Genomic DNA, 22,590 nt, shown 5'->3' on the forward strand with positions numbered 1-22,590 from the left:
TGCGGCGTAAGGTCCCTGGTCAGCGCCGTACGTGAGCTATGTTGAAGTTTCCCAGGCACGTGAAGGAGGCGGTCCGGTGCCATCGCCGCAGCAGACACGCGCGCAGACCTCTGCGATCACTGCGGGCAGGACGGCCCCGGAGGCGGGCGCCAGCCCGACGTCCCAGCTCAGGGAGCTGTTCGACGGTCCGCGGCTGTCCCCCGGGCACCGGCGGATCGCCCAGTACCTGATCGAGAACATCACCGAGGCGGCCTTTCTGTCGATCACGGACCTGGCCGAGCGGGTGGGCGTCAGCCAGCCCTCGGTGACCCGGTTCGCCGCCGCCGTCGGCTTCAGCGGCTACCCGGCGCTGCGGGAGCGGCTCCAGGCGATCGCGCTGCGGGCGCTGGGCACACCGAGCCCCCCGGCGGAGCAGCGCAGCAACGAGCTCCAGGCGGCCGTGGACGCGGAGATCGAGAACCTGGAGAACCTGCGCCGGGACTTCGCCGACCCGGACCGGGTGATCGGGGTCGGCCGGGCGCTGTCGCAGTCGACACCGCTGACCGTGATGGGTCTGAGGATCTCCGGTTCGCTCGCCGAGTACTTCGCGTACGGGGCCCGGCGGATCCATCCCGACGTACGGCTGGTGACCCGCGGCGGCACCGTCGCCTATGACGCGCTGCTCCAGTCCCGGGAGGCCGGGGGCACCTGGGTACTGGCGTTCGGAATGCCCCGGCACGCCCAGGAGACCCTGACCGCGGTACGGGTGGCGCGCAGCGCCGGGCTCAAGGTGGCCCTGGTCACCGATCTGGCCCTCGGGCCACTGGCCGACGAGGCGGACCAGGTCTTCGCGACCGGCACCGGCTCGCGGCTGGTCTTCGACTCCTACGCCGCCCCGGGCCTGATGGCCGCCGCCCTGCTCCAGGCCATGACCGACGCCGACCCGGAGCGGACCCAGGCCCGCCTGGACGAGTACGAGCAGATCGCCGAGCAGCACCAGTTCTTCCTGAAGGACTAGCCCCGAGGGCCAAGCGGGGGCCGTCGGCGGCCCGCACACGGGGATCAATCGCACCGAACCGCAGATGAATTTTTTCATGTCCTTGCGTATCTGCCGGTATATATAAATACTGCTTCCGGATCGTGATCCGGGCTCCCCTCCCGGTCATGCCGTCCGGACCACCGGGGCCGTCCGCTCCTACCCACGGGCGCCGGATGTCCGGCCGGGCCCGCCCGCGCGGGTGTCCACGGCGGCGGCTCCGGCCCCTCCCCTGGGCCGGGGCCGCCCCGAGCAGCCGCACCCCCCGAGCCGGAAGCGAAGACCATGGCCCTGATGACTCACTCGCCGATCAGCTCGGACTGGCCGTGCCAGGTCAAGACACCGGGCAGCTACGACTGGGAACGATCGGCCGCCAAGTGGCTGCGCGAACTCGTCCCCGCCCGCTACGCCAGCTACCCGTCCCTGATCCGCCATCCCGTCCTGCTCGCCCGGCACGCCCAGATCCAGGTGCAGCACGAGGTACGGATCGCCCGGACCGCACTCCAGACGGCGCGGGCGGAACTGCCCGCGCTGGGCCTTGCCGAGTCGGCCATCGAGCAGACCATCAGGCTCTACGCCGCGGAACTCATGCAGCTCCAGCACATCGCGCGCAGTGTGCGCGCGGTCTCCCAGGCCCTCGCGGAGAGCGGCACCGGGCGCGGCCACTGACCGCTGCCGTGCCCCCGTGGGGGGCATTCCGACCGGCAGCGGCACTGTCCGCCGCGAAGCCGGGCATCCGTAGGGGAGGACGACTCCTACGGATGCCCGGAGCTGTGCATGGACTCCCTGAGCTGGACCGTGATCGCCGTTGTCGTGGTCCTCGCGGCGGTGCTGCTCGCCGTGGCGCTCGCCCTGCTGCTGCGGCTCGTTCGCACCCGCCGCGACCTGCGCCGTGCCGGACTGCCGACGGGACCCCGCTGGGTGTTCTGGGGTGCGGTGCTGTATCTGGTACTGCCGACCGATCTGCTCCCCGATCCGGTCTATCTGGACGACATCGCCGTGCTGCTGCTGGCCCTGCGCTCGATGCGGGCTGCCGCGCCGGTGCCGGAACTCGGGCCCGGCGACGGCGCGTTGCCCGACTGACGGGCGGTCCCGTGTCCCCGGCCGCCGCCGGGGGCGGGTCCTCACTGTTCGACGTCGGTCCCCGGGCCCGGCCGCCGGTGCGGGGGATGGCCGGGGGCCGGGCGCGGATTGAGGGCGGGGATGTCGCGGGTCTGCGGTTTGTCGGCGTCCAGGGTGAGCGCCTCACCGTGGTGGTGGATCGTCAGCGGCTCACCGGCCAGCAGGGTGTAGGTGGCCGAGGTGCGTCCGATCTCCACCCGCAGTCGGCAGCCGCGCAGTTCGAGGCAGAAGGCGAGGCGGCCGAGCTGCTCCGGCAGGCGCGGCGCGAAGGCGAGCCTGTCACCGTGGTGGCGCATCCCGCCGAAGCCCGCGACGAGCGCCATCCAGGTGCCGGCCAGGGACGCGATGTGCAGTCCGTCGCGGGTGTTGTGCTCCAGGTCCTGGAGGTCCATCAGCGCGGCCTCGCGCAGATAGTCGTAGGCGAGCGGCAGATGGCCCGTCTCGGCCGCGATCACCGCCTGGCAGCAGGCGGACAGGGAGGAGTCCCGGACCGTGAGGGGTTCGTAGTAGGTGAAGCCGCGCGCCTTGTGCTCCGCGTCGAAGTACGGGCTGCACGTGTACATCGCGAGGACCAGGTCCGCCTGCTTGATCACCTGTTTGCGGTACAGGTCGAAGTACGGGAAGTGCAGCAGCAGCGGGTACTGGTCGGCGCGGGTCGCGGCGAAGTCCCAGCGCTGGTAGCGGGTGAACCCGGCGTGCTGCTCGTGCACGCCCAGCTCCTCGTTGTAGGGGACGTACATCGCCTCCGCGGCCTCCCGCCAGGCCGCGCCCTCCTCCTCGTCGACGTCCAGCTCCGCGGCCCGCCGCGGATGGCGCTCGACGGCGTCGGCGGCGGCCAGCAGGTTCGCCCGGGCCATCAGATTGGTGTACGTGTTGTCGTCGGCGATCGCGCTGTACTCGTCCGGGCCGGTCACTCCGTCGAGGTGGAAGGCGCCATGGTGGTCGTGGTGGCCGAGGGAGCGCCACAACCGGGCGGTCTCCACCAGGAGTTCCACCCCGGTGTCCCGTTCGAAGCTCTCGTCGCCGGTCGCGGAGACATACCGTACGACGGCGTCGGCGATGTCGGCGTTCACATGGAACGCGGCGGTGCCCGCGGGCCAGTACGCCGAGCCCTCCGAGCCCTCGATGGTCCGCCAGGGGAACGCCGCGCCGCGCAGGCCCAGTTGCACGGCTCGTTCGCGGGCCGCCGGCAGGGTGTTCTGCCGCCAGCGCAGTGCCTCGGCGACCGCGCCCGGGGAGGTGTAGGTGAGCAGCGGCAGCACGAACATCTCGGTGTCCCAGAAGGCGTGCCCGTCGTAGCCGGAACCGGTCAGTCCCTTGGCGGGGATGGCTCGCTGCTCGGCCCGGGCCCCCGCCTGGAGCACATGGAAGAGGGCAAAGCGCACGGCCTGCTGGATCTGGGCGTCGCCGTCGATCTCCACGTCCGAGCGCGCCCAGAAGTCGTCGAGATGGGCGCGCTGTTCGGCGAGCAGGCCGGTCCAGCCGACGCTGGTCGCGGCGGCGAGTGCCGCGTCCACCTGGTCGCTGACGGCGGGCAGCGAGCGGGTGCCGGACCAGCCGTAGGAGACGAACTTCTCCAGGCGCAGCCGTTCGCCCGGCTCCAGGGCGGTGGCGATGGTGAGCCGGGCGAGGTCGTCGCCGGACTCGCTGTCGGTGGTGGTCGGGTCGGGGCCGCTGACCAGGTGGTCGGCGGCGGCGCCGACCCGCAGGCCGCTTCTGCGGGTGCGGTGCACCAGCCGCAGCCTGCCGCTCTTGGCGAAGTGCTCCTCCGGCTCCAGCGGGGAGTCGAGGACCACCGCGGCCCGGGGATCGCCGTCGTGGCCCGGCAGTTGCTCGTTGGCGACCAGCTCGGACTGCACCACGATCCGCGCCCGGCCGTCGACGGCCTCGACCTCGTAGGCGATCGCGGCGATCGCGCGCTGGGTGAAGGACACCAGCCGGGTGGAGCGCACCCGGACGGTCGTTCCGGCCGGGGAGGTCCATTCGCAGGTCCGGGTGAGGGTGCCCGCGCGCAGGTCGAGGACGCGCTCGTGGGAACGCAGCCTGCCGTAGCGCAGGTCGAAGGGCTCGTCGTCCACCAGCAGGCGGATGATCTTGCCGTTGGTGACGTTGATAACGGTCTGGCCGGATTCCGGATAGCCGTACCCGGCCTCGGCGTACGGCAGCGGATGCAGTTCGTGGACGCCGTTGAGATAGGAGCCGGGCAGTCCGTGCGGCTCCCCCTCGTCGAGGTTGCCGCGCCAGCCGATATGGCCGTTGGACAGAGCGAACACCGATTCGCTCTGCGGCAGGACCTCCGGATGGAGCCCGCGCTCGCGCAGCACCCAGGGCTCGATGGCGTACGAGGACTGTGTGATCACGAGCGCTCCCCCAGGTCCGCGAGGTCCCGTACGACGACATCGGCGCCGTGCGCCTTCAGCGCGTCCGCCTGGCCGACGCGGTCCAGCCCCACCACATAGCCGAAGTGGCCCGAGCGTCCCGCGTCCATCCCGGCGAGCGCGTCCTCGAAGACGGCGGCGGCCTTCGCCGCCACGCCGAGGTCCCGGGCGGCGGCCAGGAAGGTGTCGGGCCGTGGCTTGCCCGGCAGTTGCCGCTCGGCGGCCACGACCCCGTCGATGCGCACGTCGAAGAGGTCCTCGGCGCCGATCGACCGCAGCACGTCCCGGCAGTTGGCGCTGGAGGAGACGACGGCCGTGCGCAGCCCGGCGGCGCGCGCGGCCTCGACGTAGCGGATCGTGCCCTCGTACGCCTCGACCCCGCGGGTGCGGATCAGTTCCAGGAGCAGGTCGTTCTTGCGGTTGCCGAGGCCGTGGACGGTGTCCCGGTCGGGCGGGTCGTCGGGAGTGCCCTCGGGCAGTTCGATGCCGCGGGAGGCGAGGAAAGTGCGGACGCCGTCGGCGCGGGGGCGGCCGTCGACGTACTCGTCGTAGTCGGAGGCCTTGTCGAAGGGGCGGTATGACTCCCCGTCGCGGCGGCGCAGAAAGTCATCGAACGTCTGTTTCCATGCGGCGGCGTGGACGACGGCGGTCTTGGTGATGACTCCGTCGAGGTCGAAGAGGCAGGCCTGGATGCCGTCCGGAAGACCGAGCTCTGTCATAGGAGCCACCTTCCCCCATGAGCGGCACACAGAGGGTGGTGAAGACCACAATCCGCCCGGCGCGCACCGCGGTCGGCGGCATCCGGGGCCCGCGCCCTCGCGCTCCGGTCCACCCCGGTGGTCCAATGGCCCGGTCCGGCCCGCCCTCCGCGCGGGCACCCCACGACCCGGCAGCGAGCACGGACACCATGGCCTTCAACGACCTTCTGGAGCGGGCCGCGTCCCTCGGGCGCCCCGGTCATCGCGCGATCCTCGGCATCGCGGGCAGCCCCGGCGCGGGCAAGACGACCCTCGCCGAGCGTCTGGTCCGGGAGCTGAACGGCGACGGGCCGCCCTGGGCCGCGCATGTCCCGATGGACGGCTTCCATCTGGCGGACGCCGAGTTGGACCGCCTCGGCCGCCGCGACCGCAAGGGCGCGCCGGACACCTTCGACGCCGCCGGGTACGCGGCCCTGCTGCGGCGGCTGCGCGAGGAGGGCGACGGTGAGACCGTGTACGCGCCAGGGTTCGAGCGGGTGCTCGAACAGCCCCTGGCGGGCGCGGTCCCGGTGCCGCCGTCCGCGCGGCTGGTCGTGACCGAGGGCAATTACCTGCTGCTGCGGACGGGCGCGTGGGCGCGGGTCGGACCGCTCCTGGACGAGGTGTGGTTCTGCGAGGTCGCGGAGACCGAACGGGTGCGCCGGCTGGTGGCCCGCCACGAGGAGTTCGGCAAGGACCGTGCGGCAGCCGTGGCCTGGGTGGCGGGCCCGGACCGGCGCAACGCGGAGCTGGTGGCGACGACCCGGGACCGCGCGGACCTGGTGGTACCCGCGGCCGCATGGTCGGCACCCGCCGCGCGCCCTCTCGTCCCTGATACCCCCTAGGGGTATAATTCCTGCTCTCCGGACCGCCAGGGAGAGGGCGCCAGATGTGGGACGCGATCGGCCGCGCGCTGTCCATCACGGGGTCGATGACCTGGGAGATCACCTGGGCGCTGATCCTCGGCTTCACCCTGTCCGCCGTGGTGCAGGCGGTGGTGCGCCGCTCGACGGTGGTACGGCTGCTGGGTGACGACCGGCCCCGGACCCTGACCCTGGCCGCGGGGTTCGGCGCGGCCTCGTCCTCCTGCTCCTACGCGGCGGTCGCCCTGGCCCGGTCCCTGTTCCGCAAGGGCGCCGACTTCACGGCGGCGATGGCCTTCGAGATCGCCTCCACCAATCTGGTGGTCGAACTGGGCGTCATCCTGGCCCTGCTGATGGGCTGGCAGTTCACCGTCGCGGAGTTCGTCGGCGGACCGGTGATGATCGTGGTCCTCGCCGTGCTCTTCCGCCTTCTGCTGCGCGAACGGCTGCTGCGCACGGCGCGCGAGCAGGCCGGACGGGGGCTGTCGGGGTCGATGGAGGGGCATGCGGCGATGGACATGTCGGTGGGCGGCGAGGGCGGCTTCCTGCGGCGGCTGCTCTCCCGCGAGGGCCTCACCTCGGTGTCGCACATCTTCGTCATGGAGTGGGCGGCGATCCTGCGGGACCTGGTGGTCGGTCTGCTGATCGCCGGGGCCGTCGCCGCCTGGGTGCCCGACGCCTTCTGGCGCTCCTTCTTCCTGGCGGACCATCCGGTCACGGCCAGACTGATCGGGCCGCTCGTCGGCCCGCTCGTGGCCATCGCCAGTTTTGTGTGCTCGATCGGCAACGTCCCGCTCGCGGTGGTGCTGTGGAAGGGCGGCATCAGCTTCGGCGGGGTGATCGCCTTCATCTACGCGGACCTGCTGATCCTGCCCATCCTGAACATCTACCGGAAGTACTACGGGGCCCGCATGGCCCTGTTCCTCCTGGTCACCTTCTACGCGGCGATGGCGCTCGCCGGTTACGCGGTCGAGTTCCTCTTCGGGGGACTCGGACTGGTCCCCGACCAGGCCGGTGCCAGGATCCCCGAGGAGGGCATCCGCTGGAACTACACGACCTGGCTCAACGTCCTGTTCCTGCTGCTGGCCGCCGCGTTGCTGGTCCGCTTTCTGCGCACCGGCGGCGGCGCGATGCTGCGGATGATGGGCGGCGCACCCGACCGGGCCGACCACGCCGGGCACACCGGGGCGCCCGAGGGGCCGCGCTGAGGGTCAGGAGGCCGGACCGCCGTCCGCCCGCGGCGTCACCCGGATGCCGACGGTCCCCTCCGTGCCCCGGCGCACCCGGCTGCCGAGGAGGGTGAGGCGGCCGATGACACCGTACTTGCGGGCGATGAGCGCCCGGTACCGGTCGCTGGTGGCCCGGTCGCAGATCTCCGCGGTGGCCGGGACCTGGTCGCCGGTCGGGTTGCCGCGCAGGTCGCAGGGTCCGACCAGCACCTCGGAGCGGGCCCGGATCCGCTTCACCTTCCAGGAGTCCGCGGTCGTCCAGATGCCCAGCGCGTCGCCGTCCGGCACCACCCACACCGGGGTGGCGACCGCGGTGCCGTTCTTGCGGTAGCTGGTGATCAACAGGTACTTGCCCGTGCCGAGCCGCTCCAGCGAGGTTGCGTCCATGGGCGCAGTGTAGGGCGAGACGCACCGGGCGCCGGGCGGGGCGGAACCCCGGCCGGCGCCCGGCTGTGCGCGGGAGCGTCAGGACAACTGACCGTTGTAGTCCGGCAGCTTGAAGGTGCGCTCGGCGTGTCCGCCCACCAGGTCGGAGGTGTTGTTGCCGATGTTCGCGATGATCGTGTAGCCCCGGGACTCGATCTCCGCGCGCTGGGTCGTCTTGTAGGCGCTGACCTCGTCGAAGAGGTCCGGCAGGGACCGCACGTAGAGACCGTCGACCGGGTAGCCCACGGTCTTCAGGTTCCACTTGGTCTCGGCCGCGATGATGCCGGGGCGCGCGGTGACGAAGAAGACGGACACCCCGCGGGACTTGGCGAACCTGGCCAGCTGAAGGGACGGCTGGAGGGCCGGGGTGGGCAGCGCGTACCACGGGTGGAAGTCGGTCTCCAGCGTGGTGTTGTCGATGTCGAAGACCATCGCGAGCTTCTGCCCGGCGGGGTTCGCGGTGCGCTGCGCCACATACGGCGTCGCCTGGTCGATGACCGCCTGCACATCCGCCTGCCAGGTGCTGTAGTCGACACCCGACGCCTGCACGGCGGCCGTGCTCACGGCGGCCTTCGCCGGAGCCGCCGACGCGGTCCCCGCGGCGGTGAGCGTGCCGCCGATCCCCAGCGCCACGACCGCCGAGATCGCGCCGATGCGGCGCCCCACTCCCCGTCCTGTCATGCCCGTCCCTTCCTCTGTGTCCATACACGTCGATGCGGCGACAGATCCTCGACCGTCGCCGCGCTGGCCATGCTCACGCCCAAGGATGGACGACAAACATCCGAAGCGTTACCTGCCGGTAGACACTTACTCGCGAGTAAGTTTCGGTGTCCGCGAGCCGCGGCCCGGGTGACGGCACGCCCGCGGGTGAACGCGGCGCACCGGGCGCGCGTAAGGAGGGAGGGTGCGCGACCACCGCGGCGCCCCGCGGTGGTGACGCCGTGCCGTTCGGGGTTCGGAGCCAGGGATGAGGCATGCACGACGGCGGATCGTCCGGCGGGGCGTACGCGCGGCGGCTCTCGGCGGGCTGCTTCTGGGCGGTGTGATGGTCACCCAGGCGCTGGCGAGCGAGCCGCCCACGGGCGGGGCTCCCCGCGCTCCCCGCGCCCTGTCCGCGCACGGCGCGTCCAACGCGGGCAGCGCGCTGGTCTCCCGGCTCGGTGAGGCACGCACGGCGGGCACCTGGATCGCCGACGACGGCAGCTCCGTGGTGGCCGTGACCGACAGCGCCGCGGCGGCCGAGGTGCGGGCGGCCGGGGCGCGGCCCCGGATGGTGCGCCACAGCATGGACCAGCTGAAGTCGGCGATGCACACACTGGGTTCGGCCCCGAGGGTGACGGGCACCGCCTGGGCCGTGGACTACCGCACCAACGAGGTGGTGGTGGAGGGCGACAGCGGCGTCTCCGCCTCCGACTGGTCGCGGATGACCCGACTCGCCGACGGCATGGGGGACTTCGTGCGGATGCGGCGCACCCCGGGCCGATTCACCACCCGGGTGAACGGCGCCCAGCCCGTCTTCTCCACCAGCGGCCGCTGCTCGGCGGGCTACAACGTGACGGACGGCACAAGCGAGTTCATCCTCACCGCCGGGCACTGCGGGCCCGGCGGCACCGTCTGGTTCGCGGACAACACGGGCGGGGCACCGCTGGGCAGGACGGTGGCGTCGGAGTTCCCCGGCAACGGCGACTTCTCGCTCATCCGGTACGACAACGGGCGCGGGACCCCCGGCGACAACGTCGTGGCGATCGGCAACGGGCGGGCGGTGCGCATCTCGGCGACCGGCGATGCGGCCGTCGGGCAGAAGGTGTTCCGCAGCGGCAGCACCAGCGGTCTGCACGACGGCGAGGTCACCGCGCTGGGCGCGACGGTCAACTACCCGGAGGGCACGGTCACCGGCCTCATCCAGACCACGGTCTGCGCCGAACCGGGCGACAGCGGGGGCCCGTTGTTCACCGAGGGCATCGCGCTCGGGGTGACCTCGGGCGGCAGCGGGGACTGCCGGACCGGCGGGACGACGTTCTTCCAGCCGCTGACGGACGCGATGAGCGCCCTCGGCGTCCGGCTCACCGGGCCGTCGCAGGCGGCCACTTCGGCCGCCCCCGCGCCGTCCGCCCCGGCGTCCCAGGGCGCGGCCCCCGCGCCCGGCACGGCCCTGCCGGGGTCCTCGACGCCCGGCGCGGTACGGCAGGTGGGGACCGCCGACGGTGCCGGGGGGCTGCTCTCCCGGCTGAGCGACACGCGGGACGTCGGGCCCGGTCTGCTGGTCGTCGCGGGCAGTCTGGTCGCCCTGGCGGCCACCCGCTACGTCCGCTCGGAGCAGGAACGCGACGCCTATCGCCGGGCCTACTCCGGGACCTGGGGCTGACCGCGCCGGGCCGGTCGACGCGGGGGGCGGCCCGGACCAAAAGGACGGCCGGGAGGCCGAGAAGTCGATGAGTCGATGAGTCGGGAAGGGAGCGGCGCCCAAGGGGCCGGGAGGTCACCGTCGGAGGGCCGGGGCCCCACGGGCCGGCCGGGCGGGCACGCCGCGTTCACGGGCTACGGGGAGGAAGCCGCCGCCCATTCCATGACGAGCCGCTGGTACACCCGCCGCTCTTCCATCGTCAGCGTCCCGCCGCTCCGGAACCACAGGTCCCGGATCTCCTCGTTGACCTCGTCGGCGGAGCGTTCCGTCGCGGGTTCGGGAGTGGTGGACATGCCGTGAAGCATACGAGGCCGGAGGTGAAGGCGCTGTGAGCAATCAGGCGCTTCCGGCATTCCGGACCGTGAAGCTGATCACGTCCTCCGGTGCGCGTACGGCCCCGTCCTCGACGAAAGGACGGAGCCGTACGCGGTGACCGCGCCCCTGCGGTGCCGACGGCGGCGCCGTCGGCGGGTGGCTCAGGTGCCCGGCTTGCGGCCGTAGACGAAGACGTCGTCGCCGTTCTTCAGCAGCGACCAGTACTTCTTGGCGTCCGTCGGGGTCATGTTCACGCAGCCGTGCGATCCCGGCGGGTTCCACATGCTCAGGCCCACCGAGTGGAAGGCCTGTCCGCCGTCGAAGAACTGGCTGTAGGGCATGGCCACGTGGTAGAGGGTCGACACGTGGTCGATGTCACGCCAGTAGATCTTCTTCAGGCCGGTGCGGGTCTCGAAGCCGTCACGGCCGGTGCGGACCGGGACGGGGCCGTAGACCAGGCGGCTGCCGTCCTGGATCCAGCTCAGCTGGCGGGTGAGGTCGACACAGGCGATGCGGCCCTTGTTGACGGGGCACTTCCCGTCCTTGTTGGGCTTGGTCCCGGCGGCCTTCTGCTTGTTCACGAGGTCCATCACGCCCCAGGTCACCGGGCCCGCGTAGCCGATGGAGGGGGTGATGCCGTGCTTGTTCTGGAAGGCCTGGATCGCCTTGCAGTCGGCGGCGGACTGCCTGCCGTCGACCGGGCGGCCGAGGAACTTCTCGGCCTGCTTCTGATACGGCCCCGTCTGGGTGGTGCAGCTCGCCGCCTGCGCGGGTGCCGCGCCCAGCGCGAGCACGGCCGGCGCCACCAGTCCGGTGACACCGAGCCCCATGGCTCCCCACCTGCGTATCTTCCTCATGAACGGCCTCCCCTTTCGGCGTGTCCTGCGGCCTCGTTCAACTAGACCGACGCACGGGGGCGTCGGTTGTAGGGATGGCCAATCTGTGATGAAACGGTGAACTTGTCCGTTCGGTGCCCGTCGGTCGGGGCGGACACGAATCGTCCATGGTAAAGCACGAGCTCGACTCACCCCGGGGCTCCGGCCGCGGCGAGAGCGCGGGGCCGGAGCGCGGGCGAGGCGCTACGGAGCGGTGGCCGGGACGCGGATCACGATGCGGGCGCCGGGGGCGTTGTCCTCGATGTCGACCCGGCCGTGGTGGGCGGCGACGATGTCGTGCACGATGGCCAGGCCCAGACCGCTCCCGCCGGTGCCCCGGGCGCGGGCCCCGTCCAGCCGTGTGAAGCGGTCGAAGACACGGGCGCGGTCGCCCGGCGGGATGCCCGGTCCGTCGTCCGCCACGACCAGGCAGGCGATGCGGTCGCGGACGCACAGGCTGACGTCGATCCGCTCGGTGGCGTACCGCAGGGAGTTGTCCAGCAGATTGCGTACGACGCGGGCGAGGGCATCCCCGTCGCCGTGGACCCGGGCGGCGCCGACGGCGTGCTGGCCGATGGTGAGCGGGGTGCGCAGCCGGGCGCGGTGCACCTCCCGGAAGACGATCTCGTCCAGGTCCACCGGGCGCTTGCGCAGCCGGGGCCGGGCGTCGAGGCGAGCCAGCCGCAGCAGGTCGTCCACCAGCCGGGACAGCCGCTCGCTCTCCTCGATCAGGGCGGGGCCGCGGGTCTCCCAGGCCGCCGAGCGGGGGTGCCGTACCGCCACCTCCAGCTGGGTGTGCAGGCTGCTCAGGGGGGAGCGCAGCTCGTGTGCGGCGTCCGCGACGAACTGCCGCTGCTGCCGGGTGGCGACATCGAGCCGGGCCAGCAGGTCGTTCAGGGTGCGGGCGAGTCGGCCGAGGGCGTCGTCGGCGGGCGGTACGTCCAGGCGGCGGCCCAGGTCGCAGGCGGTGATCTCGGCGGTCTGGGCGCGCAGGGCGTCCACCGGGCGCAGCGCCCGCCCGGTCAGCAGCCAGACGACACCGGTGAGCAGCGCCACGGCCGGGGGCACCCCGATGGCGAGCCCGGCGGTGAGCATGGCCAGGCTGTGATCCACCGCGGCGGTCGGCAGGGCGACATAGACGGTCAGCGGATCGCTGTCGGTGCCCGCCGGGAGGGCCACCGCCCGCCAGGTCCCGGAGCCGGTGAGCGGCAGGTCGTGCACGGTGTGCACATCGGGGGTGCCGGAGCCGGACGGGGCGAAGTGGAACAGCGGGGGGTCCCCCGCCAGATTCGCCGAGCCGGACCGGACGAAGCCCGTGGCGTCGACGACCTGGATGGCGGTGTCGACATGGCCGGTCAGCGGCAGTGTGCGGGGCAGGCTCCCCTCGTCCAGGTTCGCGACGATCACCTGGGCCTGCTGGAACGCGGTCTGGTCCAGTCCGCCGACCAGGCTGGAGCGCAGCCAGACGACCAGCAGACAGGCCGCGCCGACAAGGGCCGCGGCGATCATCAGGGCCGCCGCCGCGGTCAGCTTCAGCCGCAGGGAGCGGCGGGCCCACCAACGGGGGACGGGGACGCGCACGGGGTCATCTCCCGGTGCCGTGCAGCCGGTACCCGGCCCCGCGGACGGTCTCGATCGTCCGGCGCCCGAAGGGGGCGTCGATCTTGCGGCGCAGATAGCCGACGTAGACCTCGACGATATTGGTGTCGCCGTCGAAGTCCTCCTCCCAGACATGGTCGAGGAGGTCGGTCTTGCTGATCACCTCGTCGGGGTGGCGGAGCAGGTATTCCAGCAGGGTGAACTCACGTGCTGTCAGCGGGATCTCCCGGTCCGCGCGACGGCAGCGCCGCCGCGCGGGGTCCAGGGCGAGGTCACCGGCCGCGAGCACCGCGGGCCGGGCGGGGGCGCCGCGGCGCAGCAGGGCCCGCAGATGGGCGACCAGCACCACATAGGAGAAGGGCTTGCTCAGATAGTCGTCCGCGCCGAGGTCGAGGGCGTCGGCCTCGTCGTACTCGCCGTCCTTGGCGGTGAGGACGAGGACGGGTGTCCACACCCGGGCCGCGCGCAGCCGCCTGAGGACCTCGTAGCCGGACAGTCCGGGCAGCATGAGGTCCAGCACGATGGCGTCGCAGGGCTCGTGCCGGGCCCGCCAGAGCCCCTCCACTCCGTCGTACACGGCGTCGGTGACGAAGCCCTCCTCGGCGAGCCCGTGGGCGATCGCCTCGGCGAGCCCTCGTTCGTCCTCGATCACCAGCACTCGCATCGCCGACCTCGTCTCCACCCTACGGAGGCTCGGCCCCGGCTGCGCGCCGAGCGCCCGGCGGCCGCCGTCCGGGGCGGTCGCCGGACGGATACGGGCCCGCCGGGCTCTCTCAGGCCGCCCGGCGGCCCCGGCCGCGGTGGGCGCGCACGATCTCCGCGTAGCGGTGGCCGCTGCCCTTGATGGTGCGGGCCTGGGTGCGGTAGTCGACATGGACGAGGCCGAAGCGCTTGTCGTAGCCGTAGGCCCACTCGAAGTTGTCGAGCAGCGACCAGGCGAAGTACCCCGCGAGCGGCGCCCCCTTGCGGGCCGCCGAGGCACAGGCGGCGAGGTGCCGCTCCAGATAGTCCCGGCGCCCGGGATCGTCGACCGTGCCGTCGCGGCGTACGACGTCGGGGAAGGCGGAACCGTTCTCCGTCACATACAGCCGGTGGGCGCCGTAGTCGTCGGTGAGGCGCAGCAGCAGGGTCTCGATGCCGTCGGCGTCGACCTCCCAGTCCATTCCGGTGCGGGGAACGCCCGGCCGCCGCACGGAGCGGGCGCGGGGGGCCGGGCCGGTCGGGTCGTCGACGACGGTGGCCGGGAAGTAGTAGTTCAGGCCGAGCCAGTCCAGCGGCGCGGCGATGGTCTGCGCGTCTCCGGGCCGCTCGGGGAGGTCGACACCGTAGACCTCCCGCATGTCGGCCGGGAAGCCGCGACCGTGGACCGGGTCCAGCCACCAGCGGTTGACATGGCCGTCGTGGCGGCGGGCCGCGGCCTCGTCCTCGGGGCGGTCGCTCGCGGCGGAGACCGTGGAGAGGTTGTTGACGACGCCGATCCGGGCGTTGGGTGCCGCGGCGCGGACCGCCCGGACGGCGAGGCCGTGCCCGAGGAGCAGATGGTAGGAGGCGCGGACCGCGGCGGTCAGGTCGGTGGTGCCGGGCGCCATCTTTCCCTCCAGGTGGCCGATCCAGGCCGAGCAGGAGGGTTCGTTGAGGGTGGCCCAGTGGGTGACGCGGTCGCCGAGGCGTTCGGCGACCACCGAGGCGTACGCGGCGAAGTGCTCGGCGGTGTCCCGCTCGGGCCAGCCGCCGCGGTCCTGGAGCACCTGGGGCAGGTCCCAGTGGTAGAGGGTGACCGAGGGGGTGATACCGGCCTCCAGCAGGCCGTCCACCAGGGCGTCGTAGAAGGCGAGCCCCTTGGGGTTGAGTGGTCCGCCGCCGCCCGGGACCACCCGGGGCCAGGCGATGGACAGCCGGTAGGCGTTGGTGCCGAGCCGCTTCATCAGCCCGATGTCCTCGCGCCAGCGGTGGTAGTGGTCGCAGGCGGTGTCGCCGTGGTCGTCGTTGGCGGTCTTGCCGGGGGTGTGGGAGAAGGTGTCCCAGATCGACGGCGAGCGGCCGTCCTCGTCGACGGCTCCCTCGATCTGGTACGCCGAGGTGGCCGTACCCCACAGGAAGTCGTGCGGGAGTGCGGCGAGGTCGATACGTCCGGACACGGAAGGCCTTTCAGGACTGGGTGAGTTGGTCACTTCACGGCTCCGGCGGTGAGCCCGGTGACGAGATAGCGCTGGAGCAGCAGGAAGCCCGCGACGACGGGCACGCTGACGACCAGCGAGGCGGCCATGATCTGGTTCCAGTACACGTCGTTGAGCGTGGAGTAGCCCTGGAGCCCGACGGCGAGGGTGCGGGTGGTCTCGTCGGTCATCACGGAGGCGAAGAGCACCTCGCCCCATGCGGTCATGAAGGCGTAGACGGCCACGGCGACGATGCCGGGGACGGCCGCGGGCACCACGATCCGCAGCAGCGCGCCGAGCGGTCCGCAACCGTCCACGAGCGCCGCCTCGTCGAGATCCCGGGGCACCGCGTCGAAGTACCCGATGAGCATCCAGATCGAGAACGGCAGCGAGAAGGTGAGGTAGGTCAGGATCAGCCCGCCGCGGGAGCCGAACAGGGCGATGCCGGTGGCGTTGCCGATGTTGACGTAGAGGAGGAACAGCGGCAGCAGGAAGAGGATGCCGGGGAACATCTGGGTGGACAGCACCGTGACCGTGAAGACGCGTTTGCCGCGGAAGTCGTAGCGGCTGACCGCGTAGGCCGCGAAGACCGCGACCACCACCGAGCAGGCCGTCGCCGCCCCCGCCACGGTCAGCGAGTTCACGAAGTACCGGGCGAGCGGGACCGTGGACCAGATGTCGATGTACGGGCGGATCGTCAGCCCGCCGGGCAGCCAGCGGAAGCGGCCAGAGACATCGGCGAGCGGCTTCAGCGAGCTGGAGACCATCACATAGACCGGCACCAGGACGAAGCCGGTGAGCAGGGTCAGGAAGACACGGCGGGACCACAGGAAGGAGCGGGGCGGGGCCATCGGGGAACTAGGCATCGGCGGCCCTCCGTCCGCGCGAGGTGACGGCGAGGTAGAGACCCGTCACGGCCAGCAGGAAGAGCAGCAGCAGGACGGACATGGCGGAGCCGGTGCCGAAGTTCCAGGTGACGAAGGACGCCTGGTAGATGTGGACCGAGACGAGGTCCGCGGCCTGCGGTGCCGACCTGCCGAAGAGGACGTAGGGCGTGTTGAAGTCGTTGAACGTCCACAGGAACAGGACCAGGACGAGCACCTGGTTCACGGGCCGCAGCGAGGGCAGGGTGATCCGGCGGAGCTGCTGCCAGATTCCGGCGCCGTCGAGGGCGGCCGCCTCGTACAGCTCGTGCGGGATGGTCTGGAGTCCCGCCATGACGATGAGGAAGGCGAACGGCCAGCCCTTCCACACGGACACGGTGAGCAGGGCGTAGAAGCTGTTGTCGCCGATCAGCCAGAAGGACGGCCTGCCGGTCAGGTGCAGCTGGTCGTGCAGGACATGGTTCACCAGGCCGTTGTCGTGCTGGAACATGAACACCCAGGTGATGACGGCCGCGTAGACGGGCAGTGCGTACGGCACCAGGAACAGGGCGCGCAGCAGGGCCCGGCCGCGGAAGGTGTCCTGCATGAAGACGGCGGCGGCGGTGCCCAGGAGCCAGCACAGCGCGACCGACAGCAGGGTGAAACCGACGGTGACAAGGAAGGAGTGCAGGAGCGCGTCGCCGACGGGGGCATGGACGTCCACCGAGACGCGGTAGTTGTCGATGCCGGCCCAGGGGGCGGTGCCCCAGTCGCGGATGTAGAACTGGGTCAGCTCCTTGAAGCTCATCACGACGCCGATCACCATCGGCACCAGATGGACCAGGAGTTCGAGCAGCAGGGCGGGCAGAAGCAGCAGATACGGCAGTCCGGCGCGTCTGATCCGCCCGGTGCGGCGCGGGCCGCGCGCCGCACCGGGGGAGCTGCCGGGCACGGCCTGTCCTTCGGCCGCCGCGGTGGCCATGGTCGTCATGGCGGTGTCCGTGCTCACGTCGCCGGCATCTGCTGCTGGGCCTTGCCGAGCGCCGCCTTCACCGACGCCGTGGTGACGGCGCGTCCGGCCGCGGCGTCGGCGAACAGCTCCTTGACGGCGGTGCCGACGGTGGTCTCGAACTGGGACTCGTCGGGCACCTGCGGCAGGGCGGCGGCGCTCCGGGCGAGGGTGTCCTTCAGTACCGCGTTGGCCGGGGTGTTGAAGGCGGGGTCGCTCTGGGCGGACGTGACGGGCGGGATGGAGGTGTAGGCCTTGTTGAGGATCTTCTGCTCCTCGTCGCCGGTCATGAACTTCACGAACTTCCGGGCGCCGTCAAGGTTGTGGGAGTTCTTGAAGACGGCCAGATTGATGCCCGCGACCATGGAGTTGACCTGTGTGCCGGGCCCGGGGGTGCCGGACTGCACGGGTACCGGCGCGATGCCGTACTCGTCCTCGGGCATGCCCTGCGAGGCCAGGTTGGCGGACGCGGACTGCCACAGCAGCATCGCGGTGCGGCCCTTGGCGAAGTCGCTCACGGACTGGTTCTGGGCGTACTCGGCGTTGCCCGTGGGGATGGCCTGGTCCTTGGCCATCAGACCGACGTACTGCTGAACGGCGGCCACCACCCCGTCGTTGGTGAAGTCGGGCTTGCCGTCGGCGGTGAAGAAGTCGGCGCCGTGCTGCTTGGCGAAGACGAAGACATGGTGGATGTTCTCGGAGAGGTTGGAACCCTCGGCGCCGAGTGCCTGCTTGCCCCGCTGCCGGATCTTCTGTGCGTCGGCGACCAGTTGGTCCCAGGTCGCGGGCGGCCCGGCGATCCCGGCGTCGGCGAAGATCTTCTTGTTGTAGTAGAGCGCGTAGGCCAGCGAGTAGAGCGGCACGGCCGCGGGGTCCTTGCCCTGGACGCCGGTGGAGCCGAGGGCGGATGCGACGAAGCGGTCCCGGCCGCCGATGGTGGCGAAGTTCTTGGTGTCCCACGGCAGCAGCGCTCCGGTGGCCTGGAGCGAGGCGCTCCAGGTGTTGCCGATGTTGAGCACATCGGGGCCCTGGCCGGAGGTGGTCGCGGTGAGGATCCGGTTGAGCAGGTCGGACCAGGGAACCACCTCCAGCTTCACCGTGATGCCGGTCTGTCTGCGGAACGTGTCGAGTTCCGGCTGGAGGACCTTCTTGTCGACCTCGATGCCGGCGCCCTGGTTGGAGGCCCAGTACGTCAGCGTCTTCGGCGAGTCGTCGGACCCGCCGCCGGTCGGTGACCCGCCGCCGCAGGCCGAGGCGGCAAGGGCGAGTGACAGGGTGACGGCGCCTACGGCCGCGGCTCGGATGCTGCGCATGGCTCCTGGTGTCCCTTTCCGAGAACGCCGGGAGGGCTCCGCCAGCGAGCCCACGTTCGACCCCCGAAGCCCCTCATGGCTTAATTTAGGACGTGAGTTAAACCCCAAGACGGGGGCACGTCAAGGGTTTTCACACCACCACGGAACTCGGGTCGCAACGCCCTCCCCACCTGTGCCCCGGCCGCCCGGGAAGCCGACGGGCGCCCCGGAGATCTCCGGGGCGCCCGTGCTTCACCGCTCCAGGAACGTGAAGAGCTTCTCCCACCGGTGGACGATCGCCTCGGGGGCGAAGCGCCGGACGTTCTCCCGCGCCCGCTCCCCCATCGTGTCGCGCAGATTCTCCTCGGCCATCAACCGGACGAGGCGTTCGGCGAGTTGGGAGGTGTTGCCGTGCCGAGCCAACAGGCCGTCCTCGCCGTCCCGGATGATCTCGCGGACCCCCGGGGAGCAGTCGAACGCGGCACACGGCACGCCGCAGGCCATCGCCTCCAGCAGGACGAGCGGAAAGCCCTCGCCCCGGGAGGACTGGACGAACACCGAGGCCCGCCCGAGCGCCCCCGTCACATCGCCGGTCTGCCCGGCCCACTCCACCGAGTCGTCCAAGCCGAGTTCCGTGCACTGCCGCCGCAGCGCGGACTCGTACTCCCCGGCGCCGTGGATGCGCAGGCTCCACCCCGGCTGCCGGGGCGCCGCCTCGGCCCACACGTCGAGCAGCAGGTCGACGCCCTTCTCATGGCTGAGCCGCCCGATGCTCACCACGGCCTTCTCCGTGCGCGGCGAGGAGGTCCCGGGCGTCAGCGGCAGCGGATTCGGCATGAACCCGACGTTGTTGAGGTCGCCCTCCGCCGCCCAGAGGTCGGCGTCCTCCTGGGTGAGGCACAGCATCCGGTCCACGTCCTTGTAGTAGCGCCGCACGCGCCCGTAGCGCGAGGAGTTGCGGCACGCCTCGAAGGACTCGTGGCTCATCCCGATCACCAGGCACCCCGCGGTGTCCGCGAGCGCCACCCACTCCATCGCCCACACCTGGGTCACGATGATCACGGCGCCGGGGCCCGCGGAGCGGAAGAGGGCCGAGAGGCGGTCCGCGGCGGCCTGCCGGTTCGCCACGTGGGACCGGACGGACGGGGCGAGGCGGCCGAGCGTCCGCCGTCCCGGGCGGCCCGCCGGACGGCGGTCGTAGAGGGTCAGCGTCTCGAACGGCGGGTTCTCCCCGAGGTCCATGGGCGCCCCGGGCGGGGCGATGCCGATGATCCTGACCCGGTGGCCGCGTTCCGCGAACAGCCCGGCCATCTGGGTCTGCCAGCGGCCCACGCCGCCCAGCTCATTGACTTCGTTGGCGACGAAGAAGATCTCACGCTGTGTCATCGGGCCACCCCCGCGGGTCCGAAGAAACGATCCACGATGCGAGCCGCCGCGTCACCGCGGTCGTACTCGCCGTACTTGTCCACGAACTCCTTCAGCCGTGCCTCGTACTGCGCGCCCAGGGCGGGCAGATCGGACAGCGCGGCGAACAGTTCGTCCTCGGTGCGGGTGACCGGGCCCGGTGCCTCCTGGAGTAAATCGACATAGGTGCCGCGGGCGTCCCGGGAGTACTCCTCCCAGTCGTACGCGTAGAACACCAACGGCCTATGCGTCAGGGCGTAGTCAAATGCCATCGAAGAATAGTCGGTAATCAGGACATCAGCCAACAAAAGCAGCGGCGTGATGTCCTCTTCGTCCGTCACATCGACCACTCGGCCCGCCGGCAACGGAGGCAGGGTGAACCGGTTCAGATAGTGAGGACGGACCAGAAGGGTGTACCGGTTGCCGAACCGAGCGGCGAACCGTTCGGCGTCGAAGGGAAGCTCCACCGTCCGGACACCGCCGGGGCGGCCGCGGAACGTGGGGGCGTAGAGGACCACGCGGTGGCCCGGCGGGATGCCGAGGCGCTCGGCGAGGCGGCGGACGGCGGGGTCGGGGGCCCGGGGGTCGCGGGCGGCCCGTACCAGGGCGTCGTTGCGCGGATAGCCGGTGCGCAGCAGCTTCGCCTCCGGGATGCGGTAGGCGCGGGCGAGGGTGCGCACATCGTGCTCGGTGCGGACCACGAAGTGGTCGAACCGGTCCAGCGCGTCCTGGTACGCGCGCTGATCCTGTTCGGACAGCACCCGGTGGGCGGGCTCGTCGAAGCCCATCTTCTTCAGGGCCGAACCGTGCCAGGTCTGGATGTACGTGGTCTCCGGGCGCTTGGCCAGCCGCAGCGGGAACCCCTGGTTGTCGATCCAGAACTCGGCCTGGGCCAGCGCCCTGAGATAGCGCCAGGACCAGCGGCGGACCAGGACGGCGTCCTCGGGGAAGCCCACGGGCCGCTCCCCCGCGTAGGACCAGACGGCGGTGACGGGCAGCCGTCGGCGGCGCATTTCCTCATAGAGCGCGCGGGGGCTGTCGCTGTACTGCTTGCCGAGGTGGCTCTCGAAGACGACCGTGCCCGGGCGGACCGGGAGCAGCCGCAGCATCCGGTGGTAGACCCGCACCTTGCGGGCGCCGGAAGTCAGGTCCCGCCGGACGGCCCGGAGGGTGCGGTAGGCGCCCTTGAGGGTCCGGGCGGCGGAGCCGTGCAGATTGCGGTCCACCAGTGCGCGGCCGCGCCGGGCCGCCGTGCCGTGCTGGACCAGCCGGAACGCCAGATGGCCCTTGGCGGAGACCTGCGGTTCCAGACGGTCCGCCAGCAGCCGGGTGAGCCGGGGGCGTACGGGCACGGGGGCGGTGCTCTCCAGATCGACGCCCCCGGCGGTGATCCGGCTGGTGGTGCGTCTGCCGTCGGCCCGCAGATGCACCCGGACGTCCCACACCTCGTCGACGACGCCCAGCGGCCGGAAGCGGGCGGCCAGCGGCACGGACGCCTGCCAGAGAAGCCGGTCGCCGTCGTGGCGGACGCTGCGCACCGGGAAGCGGAACGTCTGGAGGCTGCGGCGGCGGGCCCGGAACTCCAGCTCGGCGGTGAGCCGGGCGTCCGGCGGAACGGTGCGCAGCGGGTTGACCACGGCGCCTTCGAGGAGGATCAGGTCGTCGCGCACCTCGTACCGGGTCAGCAGATTGCGCAGGAACATCCGTTCCAGCGGTCTGCCGTGGTGGCCGAGTCCGGTGACGTCCATGATCTCGCGTGCCCGGGGGTCGTCGAGGTACCGGTCGCACCAGTAGACGCGGCCGTCCCGCTCTGCGAGCGGAGCCGAGATCTTGTCGCGGTTGATCAGGGTGTCCACGGCGGGCAGCAGATGGTCCCAGTCCTCCCGGGCGAGCAGGAAGGCGCAGATGGCGTGCACCCGGTCCAGCCGGGCGTACGCCTCCTCGGGAAACTCCTCGATGTAGCCGCGGGCCAGCTCCGCGAAGCGGTGCCGGTAGCCGTCGTCGAGGAAGGGCAGGTCGCGCAGGTAGAGGACGAGGTCGTGCTTGAGGAACTTGATGTCCTTGTGCAGTTTCAGTCCGTCGAGCCCGCGTCGGCGCAGGACGGAGTCGATCCGGCGGTGGATCTCCAGCCGGTCGGCGAAGTTGTTGATCTCATGGCGCCGGTTGCTGATCGACTTGGCCTCGGACTTCTGGGCCACGCTCCAGTGGTAGACCGTGTGCGGGATCAGGGTGATCCGCCCGGCCGCGAGATAGGCCTGCGCGCTGAACAGCAGGTCCTCGTAGTGGATGCCGTGCGGGAACAGCAGGCCGTTGTCGACGAGGAAGTCGCGCCGGTAGCACTTGTTGGTCGACAGGGTGTCGAAGACGAAGAGGTCGGGCAGTTCGGCGATGGACTCGACGGTGCGCGTGGAGCGGTAGAGCCAGGGGTACCACGGGACCCGTTTGCCGTGTCTGCTGTCGGTGTACACCCGGACGCAGAGTCCCGAGACCAGGTCGGCGCGGGTGCGTTCGGCCGCCTCCAACAGATTGCGGCAGGCGTTCGGTTCGAGGGTGTCGTCGCTGTCGAGGAACATGACATAGCGGCCGCGGGCCGCGGTCAGACCCTGGTTGCGGGGCTCTCCGCAGCCGCCGCTGTTCTCGGGCAGCCGCAGCGCCCGCACCCGCCCGGGGTGGGCGGCGGCCAGGGAACGCGCCACCTCGTAGGAGCCGTCGGTGGAGCAGTCGTCGGCGATGACGACCTCCACCCGGCGCAGCGTCTGGCCGAGCACGGAGCGCACGGCGGTCGGCAGACGCGGGGCGTCGTTGTAGACGATGACGACGACGGTGATGTCCGGGTCCGTACCGCCCGACTCGGGTGTTTCGATCGACACGGCCACCTCTCGATTGGGGCGGAACGGTTCTCC

Annotated in this window: 20 protein-coding genes; 6 read left to right on the forward strand and 14 right to left on the reverse strand. The window is 71.6% G+C overall.

The window, feature by feature from the left end:
- Nucleotides 1-76 precede the first annotated feature (76 nt).
- The 3 genes from ACIHAA_RS08960 (at nucleotide 77) to ACIHAA_RS08970 (ending at nucleotide 2,098) form a co-directional block, all read left to right on the forward strand.
- Entirely contained in the window at nucleotides 77-997 is a 921-nt protein-coding gene (locus ACIHAA_RS08960) for a MurR/RpiR family transcriptional regulator (protein ID WP_399814699.1), read from the forward strand.
- A 303-nt stretch (nucleotides 998-1,300) separates the two neighbouring features.
- The gene (locus tag ACIHAA_RS08965) at nucleotides 1,301-1,684 is read left to right on the forward strand and encodes a hypothetical protein (protein WP_399814701.1); all 384 of its coding nucleotides are present in this window, start codon (nucleotides 1,301-1,303) and stop codon (nucleotides 1,682-1,684) included.
- A gap of 108 nt (nucleotides 1,685-1,792) precedes the next feature.
- Nucleotides 1,793-2,098, forward strand: coding sequence for a DUF1232 domain-containing protein (locus ACIHAA_RS08970; protein WP_399814702.1), 306 nt, complete (start codon nucleotides 1,793-1,795; stop codon nucleotides 2,096-2,098).
- 41 nt (nucleotides 2,099-2,139) lie between these two features.
- On the opposite strand, the gene ACIHAA_RS08975 is transcribed toward ACIHAA_RS08970, so the two are convergent.
- Both ACIHAA_RS08975 and ACIHAA_RS08980 read right to left on the reverse strand, forming a co-directional pair.
- Nucleotides 2,140-4,497: a glycoside hydrolase family 65 protein gene (locus ACIHAA_RS08975; protein ID WP_399814704.1), complete on the reverse strand. Its 2,358-nt coding sequence runs from the start codon at nucleotides 4,495-4,497 to the stop codon at nucleotides 2,140-2,142.
- A complete protein-coding gene (locus ACIHAA_RS08980) occupies nucleotides 4,494-5,234 on the reverse strand; it encodes a beta-phosphoglucomutase family hydrolase (protein WP_399814706.1) in 741 nt (246 codons plus the stop codon). The genes ACIHAA_RS08975 and ACIHAA_RS08980 overlap by 4 nt, the downstream gene beginning before the upstream one ends.
- A 188-nt stretch (nucleotides 5,235-5,422) precedes the next feature.
- Here ACIHAA_RS08980 and ACIHAA_RS08985 point away from each other — a divergent pair, with 188 nt between their 5' ends.
- Both ACIHAA_RS08985 and ACIHAA_RS08990 read left to right on the forward strand, forming a co-directional pair.
- A complete protein-coding gene (locus tag ACIHAA_RS08985; protein ID WP_399815423.1) occupies nucleotides 5,423-6,097 on the forward strand; it encodes a nucleoside/nucleotide kinase family protein in 675 nt (224 codons plus the stop codon).
- A 44-nt stretch (nucleotides 6,098-6,141) separates the two neighbouring features.
- Nucleotides 6,142-7,323 carry a permease gene (locus ACIHAA_RS08990; protein WP_399814708.1) on the forward strand — a complete coding sequence of 394 codons (1,182 nt, stop codon included), beginning with the start codon at nucleotides 6,142-6,144 and terminating at the stop codon, nucleotides 7,321-7,323.
- A 3-nt stretch (nucleotides 7,324-7,326) separates the two neighbouring features.
- Here ACIHAA_RS08990 and ACIHAA_RS08995 read toward each other — a convergent pair whose 3' ends face one another.
- Together ACIHAA_RS08995 and ACIHAA_RS09000 are read right to left on the reverse strand one after the other, a co-directional pair.
- Nucleotides 7,327-7,731 (reverse strand): PPOX class F420-dependent oxidoreductase, encoded by a 405-nt coding sequence (locus ACIHAA_RS08995; RefSeq protein ID WP_399814710.1) that lies wholly within the window; start codon nucleotides 7,729-7,731, stop codon nucleotides 7,327-7,329.
- A gap of 78 nt (nucleotides 7,732-7,809) precedes the next feature.
- Complete coding sequence (locus tag ACIHAA_RS09000; protein ID WP_399814712.1) at nucleotides 7,810-8,451, reverse strand: HAD family acid phosphatase; 642 nt, start codon at nucleotides 8,449-8,451, stop codon at nucleotides 7,810-7,812.
- Between the two features lie 286 nt (nucleotides 8,452-8,737).
- On the opposite strand from ACIHAA_RS09000, the gene ACIHAA_RS09005 reads away from it, so the two are divergent.
- Nucleotides 8,738-10,135 carry a S1 family peptidase gene (locus ACIHAA_RS09005; protein ID WP_399814714.1) on the forward strand — a complete coding sequence of 466 codons (1,398 nt, stop codon included), beginning with the start codon at nucleotides 8,738-8,740 and terminating at the stop codon, nucleotides 10,133-10,135.
- 173 nt (nucleotides 10,136-10,308) lie between these two features.
- On the opposite strand, the gene ACIHAA_RS09010 is transcribed toward ACIHAA_RS09005, so the two are convergent.
- From ACIHAA_RS09010 to ACIHAA_RS09055, 10 genes are all read right to left on the reverse strand, one after another.
- Nucleotides 10,309-10,467: a hypothetical protein gene (locus ACIHAA_RS09010; protein WP_399815469.1), complete on the reverse strand. Its 159-nt coding sequence runs from the start codon at nucleotides 10,465-10,467 to the stop codon at nucleotides 10,309-10,311.
- Between the two features lie 183 nt (nucleotides 10,468-10,650).
- Nucleotides 10,651-11,346, reverse strand: coding sequence for a L,D-transpeptidase family protein (locus ACIHAA_RS09015; protein ID WP_399814716.1), 696 nt, complete (start codon nucleotides 11,344-11,346; stop codon nucleotides 10,651-10,653).
- Nucleotides 11,347-11,568: 222 nt separating this feature from the next.
- A complete protein-coding gene (locus ACIHAA_RS09020; protein ID WP_399814718.1) occupies nucleotides 11,569-12,945 on the reverse strand; it encodes an ATP-binding protein in 1,377 nt (458 codons plus the stop codon).
- 4 nt (nucleotides 12,946-12,949) lie between these two features.
- Complete coding sequence (locus ACIHAA_RS09025; protein ID WP_399815425.1) at nucleotides 12,950-13,627, reverse strand: response regulator transcription factor; 678 nt, start codon at nucleotides 13,625-13,627, stop codon at nucleotides 12,950-12,952.
- Between the two features lie 109 nt (nucleotides 13,628-13,736).
- Complete coding sequence (locus ACIHAA_RS09030; RefSeq protein ID WP_399814720.1) at nucleotides 13,737-15,101, reverse strand: GH1 family beta-glucosidase; 1,365 nt, start codon at nucleotides 15,099-15,101, stop codon at nucleotides 13,737-13,739.
- A gap of 29 nt (nucleotides 15,102-15,130) precedes the next feature.
- Complete coding sequence (locus ACIHAA_RS09035; RefSeq protein ID WP_399815426.1) at nucleotides 15,131-15,970, reverse strand: carbohydrate ABC transporter permease; 840 nt, start codon at nucleotides 15,968-15,970, stop codon at nucleotides 15,131-15,133.
- A gap of 7 nt (nucleotides 15,971-15,977) precedes the next feature.
- Nucleotides 15,978-16,973 carry a carbohydrate ABC transporter permease gene (locus ACIHAA_RS09040; protein WP_399815427.1) on the reverse strand — a complete coding sequence of 332 codons (996 nt, stop codon included), beginning with the start codon at nucleotides 16,971-16,973 and terminating at the stop codon, nucleotides 15,978-15,980.
- A gap of 14 nt (nucleotides 16,974-16,987) precedes the next feature.
- Complete coding sequence (locus tag ACIHAA_RS09045; protein ID WP_399814722.1) at nucleotides 16,988-18,304, reverse strand: ABC transporter substrate-binding protein; 1,317 nt, start codon at nucleotides 18,302-18,304, stop codon at nucleotides 16,988-16,990.
- A gap of 231 nt (nucleotides 18,305-18,535) precedes the next feature.
- Complete coding sequence (locus tag ACIHAA_RS09050; protein WP_399814724.1) at nucleotides 18,536-19,669, reverse strand: glycosyltransferase; 1,134 nt, start codon at nucleotides 19,667-19,669, stop codon at nucleotides 18,536-18,538.
- The gene (locus ACIHAA_RS09055; RefSeq protein WP_399814726.1) at nucleotides 19,666-22,563 is read right to left on the reverse strand and encodes a CDP-glycerol glycerophosphotransferase family protein; all 2,898 of its coding nucleotides are present in this window, start codon (nucleotides 22,561-22,563) and stop codon (nucleotides 19,666-19,668) included. The genes ACIHAA_RS09050 and ACIHAA_RS09055 overlap by 4 nt, the downstream gene beginning before the upstream one ends.
- Nucleotides 22,564-22,590 lie beyond the last annotated feature (27 nt).

It is taken from the genome of Streptomyces sp. NPDC052040 (assembly GCF_044548405.1).
GTDB lineage: Bacteria > Actinomycetota > Actinomycetes > Streptomycetales > Streptomycetaceae > Streptomyces.